The sequence below is a fragment of the Runella sp. genome (assembly GCF_965279615.1).
GTDB lineage: Bacteria > Bacteroidota > Bacteroidia > Cytophagales > Spirosomataceae > Runella.
Genome location: NZ_OZ257252.1, coordinates 3,830,395 through 3,847,572, shown reverse-complemented (window position 1 = coordinate 3,847,572; position 17,178 = coordinate 3,830,395). Strand labels below are relative to the sequence as shown.

Genomic DNA, 17,178 nt, shown 5'->3' with positions numbered 1-17,178 from the left:
GTGAGAATGAAGGAGTGAGAAATGAGAACGCAAAACTCATAACCTCACTCCTTACTCCAGCCTTCTGACTCCTAAACAATGACTTTACAACAATTCTTTGATCGTGTAGGTGAGCGTCCGGATTGGGTGCTTATTTATTTTGCCTTGCTGCCTTTGGCGGCATTGTTGGCAAATTTTCTGGGTAAAAATGAAGGACACCTGCCGCCTTGGAATTACTTCTACGCTTTTTTGATCTATTTGGTCTGTGTACCGGGGATTTTTGCCGTGGCGCTCAACATCTATCTCTTTTTGTTTGAACGCCGCAGCATTTTTGATTTCAATATTTATACGCAAATCCTTCCTTTCTTTTCGATGCTGCTTACCTTATGGCTTATCCGTCGGAATGTTGTTTCGTTTGATTACATTCCCGGTTTTCAAAAGTTAAGTGGCTTAGTGTTAATGATTTTTGCGGTCATTGCCATTATGTGGATCGTGGACCGCACACACATTGTTGTCATGTGTTACCTCAAGTTTGAATATGTTCTGGTGATTTTTGCCGTTTTGTTGGTCTTGCTTCTTTGGGGCTGGCGAAAATTATTTAACTAAAAGATTCTTCGTTCGCTTACTGTTTTACGTCGTATGCCTACATATTTTTAACGTTCATTTACATTTTTCAAAAACCGGTAGTTGCTAAAAGTATATTAGTAATCGAATTCAAGGTGTATTTCCTTTAATTCAAAAAGGGAATACCGAAAACCTTGAAGAGAGTAGGTGAACAATATCAACAGTTACGAAAAATGACAAAAGAACAACTCCTTGCCGCTGCATCGAAACTTCCACTTGCTAAAATTCAAAAAGAATTAACGAAAAAAAGAACAACCGGTTTCCTTTTAGGTGGCACTTGCTAATTTTTTAGAAATACCATAACAAAGATGGCTTTTACGTTAAAGGTCGTCTTTGTTATCTTTTTGCTTCACCTCATTCCTGCTTATCGGTATGGAAAGCCTTCTTTCTTTTCTGCAAAATCTCCCGTTACCTGAAACGGTCAGGAAGGCCTTTTTTTCTGCTGAACAATTTAAGCACGATCAAAAACTTTTTCTCACCTTGGGGTCTGTTTTTGCCCCCGCTTTTCCCGGACTTTCGTCTTGGCAGGAATTACGATTGAATGCGGCCTGTTACCTTGGCTCTTTGGGAATTTATCAGCTTGATACAGTTTTGGATGAACAGGTACAAGGTACAGAGAGGATAACTAAAGCGTATCAGGGGCAATTGCTGATGCTTGAGAGCCAACGAATTTTGAGTCACCTGTTTGAATTACAACATCCTTTTTGGGAAACGTATTATAAACGGGTTGAAAAACATTATCATGAGCTTATCCTCAGTAAGGATATTTCTGAACCACTTACGGAAACAGGCTATCTGCATTTGTTAGAACATAAATACGCAATGTTGTATGTGCCGCTCGATGCACTGTTTTTTCTGACGGGCCAAACCCAACCGGTTCAATACGCCACTATTGAAGCGTCTTTACAGTTGTTTTGTAAAGGTTATAATCTCCCGAATGAAGTGATGGGAATGGCGGAAGATATGTCGTTGGGCATCACGAATTATGCCTATTGGCGCTTGAAAGATTCCTTAAAAGAGATTGGCATAGAAGCAGATGACTATGGCTATGAAGAGTTACATACATTGCTCTACGCGTCAGGTTTGGGAGAAACACTTCTTGATGAAGCAGTCGAGGCGTTTAGGGAAGCTGATCTGCTTGCCAAGACCGTAAAACTGCCCGGTTATCAAAAATTGATTTACTACCGTATCGAAAATGTGTTGAGTCGAAAAAAGGTTATTGAAGAACATAAAACGATTATTTCCTGATAAGATGATAGGACTCACCGGCGGTTTTGCTGTTTATGCAGGAGTGTTGATTTTTTTTCACCTGAGCGAATACGGCTTAACGGCACGTTACAATCCTCAGGAGCTTTCGGTTCGTTCGCTGCTGTTTTCGGTGCCTTACGTAATTGCGCTGCTTTTTAGCCTGACGGAGTTTTGGGTGGAATCCTACCTGTTTCCCGAATGGAAGGCGGAAAATTATCCCTGTTATGTGCTTATTGGATTGATATTTGTGGCAATAGGGGAGACGCTTCGTAAAGTAGCTATCATTACCGCAGGGAGAGCTTTTTCACACGAGATACGTACTGAAAAAAACGCCTTTCACCAATTGATTACCACCGGAATTTACAAATGGATTAGACATCCTGCCTATTTGGGATGGTTTATTTGGGCACCTGCCACGCAAGTCTTGCTGAAAAATCCTGTTTCTTTTGTGTTGTTTGTATTGGTAGGTTGGCGCTATTTCAGTCAGAGAATTCCTTTTGAAGAAAATATTCTCCTTTCTTTTTTCGGTGAACGATACGAGCAATATCGCCAAAAAACGCCTACTCGTATTCCTTTCATTCCCTGATAAAAACTATAATTCATCTACCGTACCTGCACCCAATTCCTGCAGCAATGTACTCCAATATTGAGATACATTAGGGTTGTTTTCTCTAGTACTGCTTGTAGGTTCGAAGGGCAGTGCAACCTTTATTTCGGCGGCGTTAAGCGCATATCTTTGCATCTGCTTTGCGTCTGCTTTGGCCCATTCTTCGGCCTGAGCATTATCTTGAGGAGGGTTTGAGTGGAAATCACGGCGATTGGCACCTTTCATGCTTTCGATCATATCACTTAAATAATAGACCTTCACTTCGGCGCCGGTTTCGGTTGCTTTGTTAATAACGGGTAAGCTCGCCCATATATCGGTGTAGCGTTGAGACGTTCCAACGTTCTGAATGCCCAACTTAGCCATTAATTGCCGTAGGAATATCATGCGTTCGCGTTGAAGCGTCATATCGGCAGTGGTTTGAGCTGCTTCGCGGTCGGTCGCGTTCATGTGGCTGATGTCTTCTACTTCGGTGCGACAGGTAAGCGATAACGCCCGCGCTTTTTGGGTGTTTTCGTGGATAAAATAAACTTCCAGTTTATCGCCTTTCTGACGGATATTTTGTTCTACCAGATCACTTAATATTTGCTGATATTTCTGAGCTACAAATGCTTTGTTGACATTGACGCTCTGGGTTTTATCCATAAATACCAACGTATAAATGGGGCCTGCTGCAACCGTTGCTTTTTTCTCGTCGGAGAAACACGAAAACAGCGAACAAAAAACGATAAGAAGTGTACTGTAATTAAGAACGCGAGTCATGGCATTAGTGAGATTTGACGCGAAGATGGCATATGGAAAATAAATACGCAATCCAAAACGGATAAATGGTTTGTCTATTGTGACAAAAATTGATTAAATGGGCTGAATCCTAAAATTCAGCCTATTTAGATGGATAAAAATGCGTGCCGGCAATAAATAATGCTTCCATTTATCCAAAAATAAACCCGTATCGGCAATTGACCGATACGGGTTAAAGCAATAATAATATGAAAAATCTACAAGTGGATCACCTCGCCATACGCAGCGGCGGCGGCTTCCATGATCGCTTCCGACATGGTAGGGTGGGGGTGAACCGACTTCACAATTTCGTGACCGGTCGTTTCCAAATTACGGGCAACTACCACTTCGGCAATCATTTCGGTTACGTTGGTGCCGATCATGTGAGCACCGAGCCATTCGCCGTATTTGGCATCAAAAATCAATTTAACAAAACCTTCCGGGGCGCCGGCAGCTTTGGCTTTGCCTGAGGCAGAGAATGGAAATTTACCGACTTTGATTTCATAACCGGCTTCCTTGGCGGCCTTTTCGGTATATCCTACCGAAGCAATTTCAGGAGTACAATAGGTACAGCCCGGAATGTTGTTGTAATTGAGCGGATGTACATGCGGCTGACCTGCGATTTTCTCTACACAGATAATTCCTTCTGCGGAAGCTACGTGCGCTAAGGCTTGGCCTTTTGTAACATCGCCAATGGCATAATAACCCGGTACGTTGGTTTGGTAGTAATCATCTGTGGTGATTTTGCCTTTTTCAACTTTGATACCTGTTTCTTCAAGACCGATGTTTTCGATATTGGCAACTACACCTGCTGCTGAAAGTACGACGTCGGTTTCGATCTTGATTTCGCCCGAAGGAGTCTTAACGGTCGAAACGCAACCTGCACCGCCGGTATCTACTTTTTCCACGCTTGAATTAAGGTAGATATCAATACCCATTTTCTTGTATTGTTTCGCCAGCTCTTTCGAGATGTCTTCATCTTCTACCGGAACAACGTTTGGCATAAATTCTACGATCGTTACTTTGGTGCCCATGCTCGCGTACACGTACGCAAACTCAACACCGATTGCACCCGAGCCAATGACCAACAATGACTTAGGTTGTTTTTCCAACGACATAGCCTTGCGGTATTCAATCACTTTTTGACCGTCAATGGGCACATTAGGAAGTTGACGGGCGCGGCCTCCCGTGGCAATGATGATACTGGTGGCCGTGTATTCGGTTTTTTTACCGTCTTTTTCAACTTCTACTTTTTTACCGGGTTTTACGCGGCCTGCACCTTCCAAAATGTCGATTTTGTTTTTCTTCATCAGGAAGTTAACGCCTTTGCTCATTCCATTGGCTACATCGCGGCTGCGTTTTATAATAGCTCCGAAATCTGCTTCGGCATTGCCTACGGTGATACCGTAATCTTTGGCGTGGTTGATATACTGAAATACCTGAGCGCTTTTCAACAATGCTTTGGTCGGGATACAGCCCCAGTTAAGGCAAATACCCCCGAGGCTTTCTTTTTCAACAATGGCGGTTTTTAAACCTAATTGAGAAGCGCGGATAGCGGCTACGTAGCCACCCGGCCCGCTACCAATAATTATCAAATCATACTGTGAAGCCATTTCTAATAATTTTGAGTTGGATGTTTCGAATCGGGATAGATAATGCTTTTATTCAGCATTATCTATCCTAAAAGCGAACGCAAAAATAGACGGAAAAGTTGGTTTGACAATAGTCTTCTTTGCTGTCTGTTAACCCAATGTAGCACCTTGTTCGGAAAACGGCTGATTGTAGAGTCGCTTGCCGGTTGTTTTAAAAATAGCGTTGGCAATAGCTCCGCCCGTTGGTGGCAAAGCCGGCTCTCCGAGTCCGGTAGGATCGATGCCGTTCTTAACAAAATGGACTTCAATTTCGGGGACTTCATTGTACCGGATCAGTCGATACTTGTTGAAATTCTCCTGTTGTGGAGCGCCGTCTTTGAAAGTAAGGTTTCCATACATGGAATGTCCCAATCCGTCTACAATAGCGCCATATACCTGATTTTGGGCACTGCTTTCGTTGATGACAATACCGCAATCAACGGCCGCGTATACTTTCTTCAAAACAGGTTTCCCTTTCACAATGACCATTTCAGCAATTTGTGCCACATAGGAAGCGTGAGAAAAATATACGCTGAATCCTTGGTAAACACCTTTTTTCTTCTTGTTCCAGCCTGCTTTTTCGGCAACGAGTTTGGTCACTTCACGGAAGCGATCAGGTTCATACGTGAGTTTTCCAACAGGGCTTTTCTGGGCTTTGTCCAACAATTCCAAACGTAACTGAATCGGGTCTTTGCCGCCGGCCACTGCCACTTCATCCAGAAATGCCTGCTCAGCGTAGGCCAAAAAGTTGGTAATCGGGGCGCGCCAGGGACCGGTAGTGATCGGTGACTTATGATCGTTGGATTGCATCAATGTATTTTCAACGGCCCCCACCGGAAAGTTGTCAGGACGCGTGGCATTGCCCGCATTCATTCCGGCACCATGCAGCATGTAGCCCGTAATATTGCCGGCTTTGTCAATGGAAGCTTTAAAACGATAACGTACTGCCGGGCGATAAATCCCTCCGGTCATATCATCCTCGCGTGACCATGTGACTTTCACCGGTGCTTTGATGATGCTTGATAATTCGGCCGCTTCAACGGCATAATCGGTATTGAGACGACGACCAAATCCTCCGCCCATGCGTGTTAGCTCAAGCGTTACTTTTTCGGGAGCCAAATTGAGCATTTTGGCAATTTGTTTTTGAGCGTTTTCCGGTGTTTGGCTTGGCCCGGCCAATTCGATGCTGTCTCCTTTAAAATGCGCAAAGAAGTTCATCGGCTCCATTGGGCTGTGCGGCAAAAACGGGCATTGATATTCTGCCTCAATGACTTTGTGAGCGTTTTTGAAAGCAGCCTCAATATCTCCATCTTTGCGATGAACCGTTGCGGTGGTACTGTTAAGCATTTCCTTAAAAATGCGATCATGATCGGCAGAACTTTCAAGGTCTTTGTCTTTTTCCCACTCAATTTTCACGGCTTTCCGCGCCTGCATTACTTCCCACGTGGTTTTTCCAACAATGGCAACTTTATTGCCAAACGATACCACGTCTGTAATACCCGGCATTTTTTTGGCTTCTACGGCATCAAACGATTTGAGTTTCAGACCAAAGGCCGGCGGGCGTTGGATCATGGCATGAAGCATTCCTTCGCGTTTGTAATCAATACCAAACAGGTTTTTGCCCGTCAAAATGGCTTTGCTGTCCACGCCTTTTACAGAAGTGCCTATCAGCGTAAAATTGTTTTTGTCTTTCAGTTTTACTTCTTTGGGCGGAGCAATTTGAGCGGCATCCGTGGCTAATTCACCGTAGCTCAGTTTTTTGCCCGAACTGTGCATTACAAATCCTTTGCTCGTGCTGCATTCACTTACAGGTACGCTCCATTTTTTGGCAGCGGCTTCCATCAGCATGGCGCGGGCAGTGGCGCCGGCTTTACGCAGGCGTTCCCACGAATGGCGAATGGCGCCGCTTCCTCCGGTGAGTTGGCGTTCAAATTTTTTGGTGTCCAACGGAGACTGCTCGACCTTCACTTTGCTCCAATCGGCGTCCAATTCTTCGGCCACAATGATGGGGAAAGCTGTCTTGATGCCTTGCCCGATCTCAGGATTGGGCGAATATATGGTTACAATGCCCGAAGGCGCAATGGCTAAAAAAGCGTTAAAATCAAGGTTGTCTGCGACGATGTTGTTCAACACGCCAGCCTCAAAGGCTTCGGTTGAAAACCAGCCAAATCCCAAAACCAACCCACCTGCCGCCGTGGCAGATTTCTTGAAAAAATCTCTTCTGGATTGAAAAGTGCTCATGCTATGTGGTACGGACGGCTCGTCCGTGTTTAGAAGGGTTCGAGAATAGAATTATTTCTTCATTTTGGCAGCCGCCAATTTCACCGCATCATGGATACGATGGTACGTTCCGCAGCGACAGATATTACCAACCATCGCTTCTTCTATTTCTTTGTCAGAAGGGTTAGCATTTTTAGAAAGCAAAGCTGAAGCGGTCATCATTTGACCTGCCTGACAGTAACCGCATTGAGGAACATCGACTTCTTCCCAAGCCTGTTGTACAGGGTGCGCTCCTGTTTCAGAGAGGCCTTCTACCGTAGTGATTTTTGCGTTTGATACGGCCGAAACGGGCATTACGCAAGAGCGTGTTGCTTCGCCGTTGATGTGCACTGTACAGGCACCGCACATTGCCATTCCGCAGCCGTATTTTGTGCCTACCAGATCAAGGTGGTCGCGCAATACCCACAGCAAGGGCGTATTGGCATCAACGTCGGCTTTATACGTTTTTCCGTTGATTTTCAGATTAAATAATGCCATGTTAAAGGAGGTTAAATGTTGGAATGTAACATAAAATTGAACATAAAAATTATATATCACAAATATCTTGTCGCTCCCGGCGACGAACGGTCTTTGGTTAACGACGAAAATGTAATTGCAAGATACTGAATTGTTTATTTAGGGAACGCCCCTGAAGAGTTATTGCTTACTAACAATTTTAAAAGCAACACTCTGACACGATTTATCTACAAAAGCGTAAATTTGTTTCCAAACTGTATAAGACTGTGAGTATAAAAGAGAAATACGTTAATCCTTTTACCGATTTTGGCTTCAAAAAGCTTTTTGGTACAGAGCTAAACAAAGATTTGTTGATTGATTTTTTAAATCAGGTAGTACTTCCTAACCGCCACAAAATTGCAGATTTGTCGTACGCAAAAAATGAGCAAATTGGAAATACTGAAATAGATAGAAAAGCCATATTTGATTTGTATTGCGTTGGTACAAATGGGGAAAGATTTATTGTAGAAATGCAAAAAGCCAAGCAAAACTATTTTAAAGACCGCAGCATTTTTTATTCTTCTTTTCCTATACAAGAACAGGCTAAGCGCGGAGATTGGGATTTTAAATTGTCAGAAATATATACTGTTGGAATTCTTGATTTTGTATTTACGGAAGATAGTGCTGAAAAAGAAGTAAGACATGAGGTACAGTTAAAGGATCAAAACTGCCGGGTATTTTATGATAAACTGACATTTATCTATCTGGAAATGCCTCATTTTACGAAAACAGAAGATGAGCTGAAAACCACCTATGATAAATGGTTGTATGTTTTAAAACATTTACCTTATCTGGACAATCGCCCTAAAGCACTGCAAGAGAAGATATTTGCAAAGTTGTTTGATGCTGCAGAAGTCGCAAAGTTTACTCCGGACGAACGGAACAGTTATGAAGCAAGCCTTAAATATTATAGAGATTTGAAAAACGTAATTGATACAGCCATCGCAGAAGGAGAGCTAAAAGGAGAATTGAAAGGGAAAACAGAAGGTATGATGATAGGACTTATTGAAGGAAAGCGTGAGGGGAAAATCGAAGGTAAGATCGAAGGTAAGCTTGAAGGTAAGATTGAAGGAAAAATAGAAATAGCTCGCAATGCCCTTGCCGAAAATATTCCACTTGATATTATAAGCCGCCTTACAGGGTTTACAATTGAAGAATTAACGAAACTTAAAAACGAGTAAATAAAAGATTTTATACGATTCCCAATTTCAAACAAAGTGTTCGATTTTGAACACTTTTTGTTTTTAATAAATAGATTAAAATATTGATAATCAATAGCTTATTTGATGGCACGCATCTTGAAGCCATTTTATGTATACAGCCAATTTTTTATCAATAATGGACAGAGATTTACCCGAAGAAAGCAAAAAAGAAGAATCCCGCCGTCGATGGCTTTGGATTGGAGTAGTCGCCCTCGTCGTCGTCGGGGCAGTATGGGGATTGCGCGTTTCCCTCAGCAATTCTGTGGATAAAGCAGATATTCGGGTAGCCACGGCCGAGATCGGCAATGTGGAAAATACCCTAACCTCTTCGGGAGAAATCTTGCCCGATTTTGAAGCCGTAATTACGAGCCCGATAACGGCTGTGATCCAACAGATCTACCTTGATGCAGGAGCCTCGGTCAAAATCGGTGATAAGATTTTGGAATTAGACAAGGAGTTTACCCAGTTGAATTTTGAAAAACTGAAAGATGAACTGGAGCTCAAACGCAACGGTATTGTCAAGCTGCGTTGGGAGTTGGAAAAGAGTTTTTATGATCTAAAGATCAACGACTCCATCAAGGTTCTCAAAATCAGTAGCCTACGCGCTGACATAGAAAATGCCAAGCGGCTCTTTAAAGCAGGTGGCGGTACGCGTGAAAGTATTGATCAGGCCGAGCAAAATCTACGCATTGCACAACTCGAAAAACGGCAGCTTGAAAACGATATACGCATCAAGCAGCAAACCATGCAGGCCGACATTCGCGAGTCGGAAATTGGGGCGCAGATAAAAGGGAAAGACCTTCAGGAACTTCAACGCAAACTTCAACAGGCCGATATCGTTGCCAATCGTGCCGGCGTGCTTACGTATGTCAACAAGAATATTGGTTCCAAAGTAGCCGAAGGAGAGGTGTTGGCTCGACTGGCCGATTTGGGCGGCTTTAAAGTAATTGGTTCTATTTCAGATAATTATGCTGAACTGATTCACGTAGGTATGGAGGTCATCGTACGTATCAACGATACACAACTGCGCGGTACATTGACCAATATTCTGCCTTCAGTTCAAAACAACGTGGTCAATTTTGATGTGCAACTCGAAGACAAAGCCAACAAATTGCTTCGCCCAAAGATGAAAGTGGAAGTGTATCCTGTCACCGATGGTCATAATAAAGTAGTAAGAGTATCCAATGGCGCGGGCTTTACGGGCACACCTGTCCAGGATATTTTTGTGCTTCGTGCCGACGGGAAAGCGGAGCGCAGAACGGTAAAAGTAGGTTTGGCTAACTTCGATTTTGTCGAGATCAAAGAAGGTATCCGTGCGGGAGAACGCGTAATTGTCTCGGATATGAGCAAGTATAAAAATGTAAAGGAATTGGAGATTAAACCGTAGGGGCAGGCCTTGCGTCTGCCCACTGCCTACCTCAAAAAGACAGCCATGAATAAGAGATATTTACCTGCATATAGAATAAAAAATTTGTTTGCTCAGGTTGGGCAGACGCAATCGGTACGCCGCCCGGGCCTGCCCCTACAGTTTTTCGTTGCTTTTTGTTTTTGCGTATTCGGTAAAACCTACGCCCAAAACGGCAAATTTACATTGGAAGAAGTAGTCCAAATGGCCAAAAATCAATCTATCTCGGCGCGCCAAGCCGCTACCACCAAAGAAACGAAGTATTGGGAATACCGCACCTTTTTATCAAACTATAAACCGCAATTAACTTTAAGTGGTAATTTGCCCGCGTTCAGCAGGTCGTTTATTGAAGTACGTCAGCCGGATGGAACTATTCAATTTCAACCCGTTCGTAACAATAACTCTTCGCTGAATCTTTCGTTGAGTCAAAGCATCGCCGCTACGGGAGGAAGTATTTATGCTACCTCGCAATTGCAGCGATTTGATGATTTTGACCGAAAAAATACCCTTTATAACGGCACGCCTTTCGCCGTTGGTTATTTGCAGCCGTTGTTGCGTTTCAATTCTTTTAAATGGGATAAGAAAATTGAACCGCTTAAATTCAACGAAAGCCAACAAACCTACGTCGAATCGTTGGAGCAGATTTCGCTACGGGCCAGCGCGTTGTTTTTTGATTTGCTGTTAGCGCAGGTCAATTTGCAAATTGCCGAAACCAATTTAACCAATACCCAAAATATTCTCAAAGTTGCCAACGAAAAATACGAGCTCGGCAAAAATACGCGTAATGAAATACTGCAACTTCAGCTGGAATTGCTCAAAGCCAGAAAGGCCGTTGGCGTCTCAAAACGGGATTTGGAGATCGCTTCCTTAAACTTGAAATCATACATTGGTCTCCAATCGGAAGGAAAAATAGAGCTACAAACTCCCGCAGAACCGGCCGCACTTGCGCTTTCGTCGGAAAGGGCGATCGAACAGGCTTTTGCGAATCGTGCCGATGCCATTGCTTTTGGCCGAAGGACGTTGGAGGCCGAACGTGCCGTGTCCAAAGCCAAAGGTGATAATGGATTAAATGCTACATTGACTGCAACATTGGGTTTCTCCAATCGTGGAATAACCATTCCTGAATTATACCAACGACCTAAAGACCAACAGACGGTAGAGTTGCAGTTGGATATTCCGATTTTGGATTGGGGGCGCTCAAAATCGCGCACCAAAACGGCGGAAGCTCAATTACAATTGGCTCAATACACCGTAGAGCAGGATAAGCAGAATTTTCGGCAGGAGATATACACCCAAGTCACGCTGTTTGAAATGCTTCGCGATCAACTTTCGCTTACGGTTCAGGCCGACAGCATTGCTTCCGAAAAGTATAGGATTGCCCAAGACAGATATGTATTGGGCAATCTGAGCATCACCGATCTGAGTATTTCATTTACCGAAAAAGACCAAGCCAAACGCGACTACATTTATGCGCTGCGTGATTATTGGGGAGCATATTACAAGTTGCGGCAATTGACATTGTACGATTTTGAAACAGACAGTAAATTAAAATAACCCCACCCCGGCCCTCCCCTGTTAGGGAGGGAGTAGCTATCCCCCTTCCCTACAGGGGAAGGGGTTAGGGGATGGGGTAAAACCAAAAACAAACCATGATAAACTTAAAAAACATCGAAAAAGTCTATCGGACAGCCACGGTAGAAACAGTGGCGCTCAACAACATTAATCTGAGCGTTGAAAAAGGAGAATTCATCTCCATTATGGGACCTTCGGGCTGCGGAAAAAGTACGCTGCTCAACATCATTGGATTGCTGGATGAGCCTTCCAAAGGCAACGTGGAAATTGGTGGTAAACATACCAATGGATTGCCCGACAGCCAGTTGGCGCATTTTCGTAATCAGACATTGGGTTTTATTTTTCAGAGTTTTCACCTGATCAATGATCTGCCGGTGTTGGACAACGTCGAATTGCCGCTTTTGTACCGCAAGGTATCAAGCAGCGAACGTCGCCGCTTGGCGAGTGCAGCGCTGGAAAAAGTAGGACTCAGCAACCGTATGAAGCACTATCCCAATCAACTTTCGGGTGGGCAAAAACAGCGGGTAGCCATTGCAAGAGCGATTGTGGGACAACCCGAAATCATTTTGGCCGATGAGCCAACGGGAAACTTGGACAGCAATATGGGCAACGAAATCATGGACATTTTGACCACGCTCAATCAACGGGATAAAGCCACCATCATCATGGTAACGCACGATGAAAACATGGCCAAACGCACACATCGCTTAATCAGATTGTTTGACGGTTCACAAGTTTCATAACTATGCTACTCAATTATCTCAAAATAACCCTTGCCGTGCTGCAACGTCGGAAATTTTACACGTTCATCAGCTTATTCGGCATCAGCCTGACGCTCACCATTTTGGTGGTGGCCACGGCCTTTATTGATCACCTGGTCGCGCCGGGTTATCCCGAAATCAACCGTGACCGTTCGCTTTATATTTGGAATTTAAGGGAAAAAGATACCAAAAATAAGGGGCAAAGTTCGGGGCCGGTAAGCTTTTCTTTTATCAATAAATACGTGCGAACGCTCAAAACTCCGGCCAAAATTTCCGCTGCTACGATACCCAACAGCATCAACATTTACGTGAATAATCACAAATTGAAGGTGAATTATCGCTACACTGACGGTACTTTCTGGGATATTACTTCCTTTGATTTCCTGGAAGGGAAAAACTATACCCAACAAAATATCGCCAATAACGATTTTGTAGTGGTTATCAACGATTATGTCCGTGATGAATACGTCGGGAAAGGCCAGCCTGCCGTAGGGAAAATGATCGAAATTGATAATGTTAACTACCGCATTATCGGCGTAGTAAGGGGCTGTCCGATCACGCGCCTTCAAGTATCATCCGATCTGTATTTTCCTTACAATACCAGCAAATCAGATATTAATAAGCAGGAGCTTCGAGGTCAGTTTGGGTCTATTATTTTACCCGATGATCCGGCCGATATTCCCAAATTTCAGGCCGAATTTGATGCGGTAGTTTCAAAAATTAAACTGCCGCCCACCGGCGATAAATGGTACAGCCCTGACAAGGTATACGTGTCAGCAGATACGTACCTAAGCAGTTTTACACGGCAACTGTTGGGTGAAGGAGGAGACACGGGAATGGGTTATTTCATTACCATTGTACTGGGAATTACCTTCCTGTTTATGTCTTTGCCCGCAATTAATTTGATCAATATCAACGTGAGCCGTATCATGGAACGCGCCTCCGAGATCGGGGTGCGCAAAGCGTTTGGAGCATCTTCCAAAACGTTGGTCATGCAATTTGTGATCGAAAACATCATTCTGACCCTCATTGGAGGGGTACTGGCCATTTTCATGTCTTTGGGCGTGATCTATTATTTAAACCACAGTGATCTGATCGCTTACATTGACCTGAGTTTCAACTGGAAAGTTTTTGCCGGGGCCATCGTGGTGAGTCTGTTGTTTGGGCTGTTGTCGGGCGTTTATCCGGCATGGCGTATGTCAAAATTACAAGTTGTAGAAGCTCTAAAAAATTAAAGCCATGCTAAAACACTTATTTAAACTCATCTGGAAAAGAAAGAAAAGCAACGCATTGATGATGTTCGAGATTTTCTTTTCATTTCTGATTCTCTTTGCTGTATGGACATTGGGCGTCTATAATTATCACAATTATGCTCAACCTGCCGGCTTGGAAACCGACAATGTCTGGGTTGCGTTCATTAACTTCAATGCCCCCAACGATACCATAAAAATGCAGTACAAGGAGTTGGTAGATCAACAAATGAAACGTTACCCAGAGGTAAAGAACTTTGCTTACACAAGCTCTAATGCTCCGTTTACGTTCAGCTCGATGAACAGTCAATTTTCTTACCAAAAGAATAAAGCCATGAGCGAGATCATGGCAGTAGGAATTGATTTTCCGAAAGTGATGAACATGCAATTGTCGGAAGGACGGTGGTTCAATGAGGCCGATCAATCAGGTAAGTTTAAACCCGTTGTCATTACGCGCCATTTTGCAGAAGAATTATTTGGAAAAGAGAAAGCGGTTGGAAAGATCTTAGGAGACGGAAATGAAATCGGGCCAAAACAGACACAGATGCAGGTAGTGGGGGTCGTTGATTATTTTAGACATAAAGACGACTTTCAGGCGCTTTCCAACTGTGTATTCAGGCCTTCCGAAAAATGGGATGATACCATGGTCATGAAAGTTCAGGAAGGTAGCGGTGCCGAGTTGGAAGCCAAAATTTCGAAAGAATTAGCGCGTTTGGGCAAAGATTGGTCGATTGAAATTCAGCAGATGAACAACATGAAGGATAACCGTAACAATCTGGTTATGGTGCCCATTTTGATCTTAATGATCGTTTGCAGCTTTTTGGTATTTAACGTTGCGTTGGGGCTTTTCGGGGTTTTGTTTCAGACCATCAGTCGGCGGAAGCAGGAAATAGGGGTTCGTCGGGCTATGGGTGCTACCAGAGGTGCTATTTTGTGGCATTTTATTGGCGAAACCGCCGTTATTGCTACTTTTGGCCTTATTTTAGGGGTCTTTTTTGCTGTCCAATTTCCTTTGCTGAATGTATTCGACGTCGAAGCGGGCATATATTTTACAGGTATTCTGCTTTCGGTGATTTCTGTTTATTTGTTGGTGACCGTTTGTGCTTTTTACCCCAGTCGTCAGGCGTCAATGTTACAGCCTGCGACGGTTTTGCATGAAGAATAAGTATGCTGTTGATCGTTGATGATGATATTGCCGTTCGAACTTCTCTTTCGCTGCTCATGCGCAAAGAGAAGTTCGACGTTGTAACGGCCGAAACCCCCGAAGAAGCACTCGCGCATCTCAAAAGGAATGCCATTGAGCTGGTGTTGCTCGACATGAATTTTTCCAATAACACTTCGGGAGACGACGGACTGAAACTTCTTGCCAAGATCAGAGAATTGGACGCTCACGTGCCCGTGATTCTCATTACGGGCTGGGCTACCATTGATCTGGCCGTGAAAGGAATGAAAATAGGAGCGGCTGATTTTATCAGTAAACCGTGGCAAAATACGCATCTCATGCAGTCGGTTCGTACAGCTTTGGCGCTGCGTGAGGCAAATGATGAAGAACCTGGGCAAATCCCCAAAGAAGTAAATTCCGGAAAGCGTACTTCAACACCGGCAATAAGCCGACGCCAATTGGGCCGACAATATGATTTTGGGCAGATCATCGGACAATCCGATTCCATGTTGCGAATACTGGAAACCATCGGACGCGTAGCCGCTACCGACGCTTCTGTGCTCATCATGGGTGAAAGCGGTACGGGAAAGGAGCTCATTGCGGAAGCGGTGCATCAAAACAGTCAACGTGCCAAACGTCCTTTTGTCAAAGTAAATTTGGGCGGAATTTCGACAAGCTTGTTTGAATCAGAAATGTTTGGGCACATTCGCGGGGCGTTCACCGACGCTCGCTACGACCGAACGGGCCGTTTCGAATTGGCCAATCGCGGAACCATTTTTTTGGATGAGATCGGCGAATTGGATCTGAGCAGCCAAGTGAAATTACTTCGGGTGTTACAAGACCGAACCTACGAAGTATTGGGAAGCAGCAAAACCAAAACCGTAGATGTACGCGTGGTGTGTGCCACCAATCGAAACTTGGAAGAAATGGTCATCAAAGGCACCTTTCGGGAAGATCTATTGTACCGTATAAACCTCATTACGATTCATTTACCGGCATTGCGCGAACGTCCCGATGATATTCCGCTGCTGGTGGATTTTTTTGTTAATAACCTCCGTCATATCTACAGCCGCCCTGAATTAGAAGTGAGTCGCGAAGCGTTGAAATGGCTCAAACAGCTCAATTTGCCGGGCAATATTCGACAACTCAAAAATCTGGTAGAACGAACGATATTGGTAAGTACCGGCGATGTATTGGAAGTGAGTGATTTTGAGCAAAATTATCAACCACAAAATCGTAAATCCGAAATCGTAAATCCGAAATCGCAACTACCCGAAGTAGGCAGCATGACGCTTGAAGAAATGGAGATTCAAATGATTCGCCGTGCGATGGAATTTCATCGGAGCAAAGTGGCGCGCGTGGCCAAAGCCTTGGGTCTGACGCGCTCAGCGCTGTATCGAAGATTGGAAAAATATAATATCCCGTTTGAAGAAGATTAACTCATTCAATTTCGTAAAACAGCAAAAATCTTAACAATCATAAAAATCAGTGTTCTATTCTTCCAAACAGTACTTCGCAAGCACTACTGTGTTCTCCGCTTTTTGATACCAATCGTTAAAAACGAGTTCCAATTCGTTTACTTCAAACGTTCCAAAATCAACTTCTTTGTACTTCTTTGCTTTTCGGAGAAAAGTCTCAGAATCAGCCAATGGCTCTTTGAAACGAACTACCGTTGAATGAGCAGTTTGAATGGCGTAACGTTTATCAATGGAATGCTGCAACTCAGAATTTCGAAATCGTCGGCGTAACGTATTTCGAATGTCGTTCAATGTATCGTCTTCCGGAAATCCCTGAATAATTAGGCTACCGGGTGACGCCGTAAGCCCCGAGAATGTCACTTTGAACGATTTATGGTTTTTCAATACTTTTTGAACCAACGCTTTGTAGGCCTCAATGTCAATAAGCGACAGCGAAAAACCTGCATAACAGGAAATAATAGATAAAACAGTAACGTGAATATCCGTGACTGGGTAGTAATATTGCTGTGGTTCTGAGGTGTGAAGGTCACGGAGCATTTTTCCAACCGCCTCTTTTACAGTTTCAGAAGGGCGAGCCAAGAGCGTAATACCGCGCCGTTGGTCGTTACTCCCGGCATCTGTCAATGAGTCGTACTCAAAATTGCCCACTGTAAATTGTCGGACGGCATGAGTCCACATTTGATGATAATGTTGTTCCAAATCCATTT

15 protein-coding genes are annotated in these 17,178 nt (G+C 43.9%); 10 read left to right on the top strand and 5 right to left on the bottom strand.

The features are described 5' to 3' along the window. The first annotated feature begins 78 nt into the window (after positions 1 to 78). The 3 genes from ACQY73_RS16260 to ACQY73_RS16250 all read left to right on the top strand — a co-directional run bounded on the left by ACQY73_RS16260 (position 79) and on the right by ACQY73_RS16250 (position 2,437). Positions 79 to 585 (top strand): hypothetical protein, encoded by a 507-nt coding sequence (locus ACQY73_RS16260; RefSeq protein WP_428667950.1) that lies wholly within the window; start codon positions 79 to 81, stop codon positions 583 to 585. Positions 586 to 975: 390 nt separating this feature from the next. After that, the gene (locus ACQY73_RS16255; RefSeq protein ID WP_428667948.1) at positions 976 to 1,851 is read left to right on the top strand and encodes a hypothetical protein; all 876 of its coding nucleotides are present in this window, start codon (positions 976 to 978) and stop codon (positions 1,849 to 1,851) included. 4 nt (positions 1,852 to 1,855) lie between these two features. Continuing rightward, a complete protein-coding gene (locus ACQY73_RS16250) occupies positions 1,856 to 2,437 on the top strand; it encodes an isoprenylcysteine carboxylmethyltransferase family protein (protein WP_428667946.1) in 582 nt (193 codons plus the stop codon). Between the two features lie 6 nt (positions 2,438 to 2,443). On the opposite strand, the gene ACQY73_RS16245 is transcribed toward ACQY73_RS16250, so the two are convergent. The 4 genes from ACQY73_RS16245 to ACQY73_RS16230 all read right to left on the bottom strand — a co-directional run bounded on the left by ACQY73_RS16245 (position 2,444) and on the right by ACQY73_RS16230 (position 7,623). Continuing rightward, positions 2,444 to 3,217 (bottom strand): hypothetical protein, encoded by a 774-nt coding sequence (locus tag ACQY73_RS16245; RefSeq protein ID WP_428667944.1) that lies wholly within the window; start codon positions 3,215 to 3,217, stop codon positions 2,444 to 2,446. A 236-nt stretch (positions 3,218 to 3,453) separates the two neighbouring features. Then, on the bottom strand, positions 3,454 to 4,848 hold the full coding sequence (lpdA, locus tag ACQY73_RS16240; RefSeq protein WP_428667942.1) for a dihydrolipoyl dehydrogenase: 1,395 nt from the start codon (positions 4,846 to 4,848) through the stop codon (positions 3,454 to 3,456). A 129-nt stretch (positions 4,849 to 4,977) separates the two neighbouring features. Further along, complete coding sequence (locus ACQY73_RS16235; protein WP_428667940.1) at positions 4,978 to 7,107, bottom strand: molybdopterin cofactor-binding domain-containing protein; 2,130 nt, start codon at positions 7,105 to 7,107, stop codon at positions 4,978 to 4,980. Positions 7,108 to 7,158: 51 nt separating this feature from the next. Continuing rightward, complete coding sequence (locus ACQY73_RS16230) at positions 7,159 to 7,623, bottom strand: (2Fe-2S)-binding protein (RefSeq protein WP_428667938.1); 465 nt, start codon at positions 7,621 to 7,623, stop codon at positions 7,159 to 7,161. Positions 7,624 to 7,868: 245 nt separating this feature from the next. On the opposite strand from ACQY73_RS16230, the gene ACQY73_RS16225 reads away from it, so the two are divergent. The 7 genes from ACQY73_RS16225 to ACQY73_RS16195 all read left to right on the top strand — a co-directional run bounded on the left by ACQY73_RS16225 (position 7,869) and on the right by ACQY73_RS16195 (position 16,432). Beyond that, positions 7,869 to 8,822, top strand: coding sequence for an Rpn family recombination-promoting nuclease/putative transposase (locus tag ACQY73_RS16225; protein ID WP_428667936.1), 954 nt, complete (start codon positions 7,869 to 7,871; stop codon positions 8,820 to 8,822). A gap of 157 nt (positions 8,823 to 8,979) precedes the next feature. Then, a complete protein-coding gene (locus ACQY73_RS16220; RefSeq protein WP_428667934.1) occupies positions 8,980 to 10,230 on the top strand; it encodes an efflux RND transporter periplasmic adaptor subunit in 1,251 nt (416 codons plus the stop codon). Positions 10,231 to 10,275: 45 nt separating this feature from the next. After that, positions 10,276 to 11,802: a TolC family protein gene (locus tag ACQY73_RS16215; protein WP_428667932.1), complete on the top strand. Its 1,527-nt coding sequence runs from the start codon at positions 10,276 to 10,278 to the stop codon at positions 11,800 to 11,802. A 95-nt stretch (positions 11,803 to 11,897) separates the two neighbouring features. Beyond that, positions 11,898 to 12,563: an ABC transporter ATP-binding protein gene (locus tag ACQY73_RS16210; RefSeq protein ID WP_428667930.1), complete on the top strand. Its 666-nt coding sequence runs from the start codon at positions 11,898 to 11,900 to the stop codon at positions 12,561 to 12,563. A 2-nt stretch (positions 12,564 to 12,565) separates the two neighbouring features. Beyond that, positions 12,566 to 13,816, top strand: coding sequence for an ABC transporter permease (locus ACQY73_RS16205; RefSeq protein ID WP_428667928.1), 1,251 nt, complete (start codon positions 12,566 to 12,568; stop codon positions 13,814 to 13,816). A 4-nt stretch (positions 13,817 to 13,820) separates the two neighbouring features. After that, complete coding sequence (locus tag ACQY73_RS16200) at positions 13,821 to 14,996, top strand: ABC transporter permease (protein ID WP_428667926.1); 1,176 nt, start codon at positions 13,821 to 13,823, stop codon at positions 14,994 to 14,996. A gap of 2 nt (positions 14,997 to 14,998) precedes the next feature. Next, entirely contained in the window at positions 14,999 to 16,432 is a 1,434-nt protein-coding gene (locus ACQY73_RS16195; protein ID WP_428667924.1) for a sigma-54-dependent transcriptional regulator, read from the top strand. A 54-nt stretch (positions 16,433 to 16,486) separates the two neighbouring features. Here the strand turns inward: ACQY73_RS16195 and ACQY73_RS16190 are convergent, their stop codons facing one another. After that, positions 16,487 to 17,176, bottom strand: a complete 690-nt coding sequence (locus ACQY73_RS16190; RefSeq protein WP_428667922.1) for a 2'-5' RNA ligase family protein — start codon at positions 17,174 to 17,176, stop codon at positions 16,487 to 16,489. Between the last annotated feature and the right edge of the window lie 2 nt (positions 17,177 to 17,178).

Excerpts from the sequence above, each read along its gene's own strand:
- ACQY73_RS16260 (WP_428667950.1), top strand. The coding sequence starts at position 79 with ATGACTTTACAACAATTCTTTGATCGTGTAGGTGAGCGTCCGGATTGG.
- ACQY73_RS16255 (WP_428667948.1), top strand. The coding sequence starts at position 976 with ATGGAAAGCCTTCTTTCTTTTCTGCAAAATCTCCCGTTACCTGAAACG.
- ACQY73_RS16250 (WP_428667946.1), top strand. The coding sequence starts at position 1,856 with ATGATAGGACTCACCGGCGGTTTTGCTGTTTATGCAGGAGTGTTGATT.
- ACQY73_RS16245 (WP_428667944.1), bottom strand. The coding sequence starts at position 3,217 with ATGACTCGCGTTCTTAATTACAGTACACTTCTTATCGTTTTTTGTTCG.
- lpdA (WP_428667942.1), bottom strand. The coding sequence starts at position 4,848 with ATGGCTTCACAGTATGATTTGATAATTATTGGTAGCGGGCCGGGTGGC.
- ACQY73_RS16235 (WP_428667940.1), bottom strand. The coding sequence starts at position 7,107 with ATGAGCACTTTTCAATCCAGAAGAGATTTTTTCAAGAAATCTGCCACG.
- ACQY73_RS16230 (WP_428667938.1), bottom strand. The coding sequence starts at position 7,623 with ATGGCATTATTTAATCTGAAAATCAACGGAAAAACGTATAAAGCCGAC.
- ACQY73_RS16220 (WP_428667934.1), top strand. The coding sequence starts at position 8,980 with ATGGACAGAGATTTACCCGAAGAAAGCAAAAAAGAAGAATCCCGCCGT.
- ACQY73_RS16215 (WP_428667932.1), top strand. The coding sequence starts at position 10,276 with ATGAATAAGAGATATTTACCTGCATATAGAATAAAAAATTTGTTTGCT.
- ACQY73_RS16210 (WP_428667930.1), top strand. The coding sequence starts at position 11,898 with ATGATAAACTTAAAAAACATCGAAAAAGTCTATCGGACAGCCACGGTA.
- ACQY73_RS16205 (WP_428667928.1), top strand. The coding sequence starts at position 12,566 with ATGCTACTCAATTATCTCAAAATAACCCTTGCCGTGCTGCAACGTCGG.
- ACQY73_RS16200 (WP_428667926.1), top strand. The coding sequence starts at position 13,821 with ATGCTAAAACACTTATTTAAACTCATCTGGAAAAGAAAGAAAAGCAAC.
- ACQY73_RS16195 (WP_428667924.1), top strand. The coding sequence starts at position 14,999 with ATGCTGTTGATCGTTGATGATGATATTGCCGTTCGAACTTCTCTTTCG.
- ACQY73_RS16190 (WP_428667922.1), bottom strand. The coding sequence starts at position 17,176 with ATGGATTTGGAACAACATTATCATCAAATGTGGACTCATGCCGTCCGA.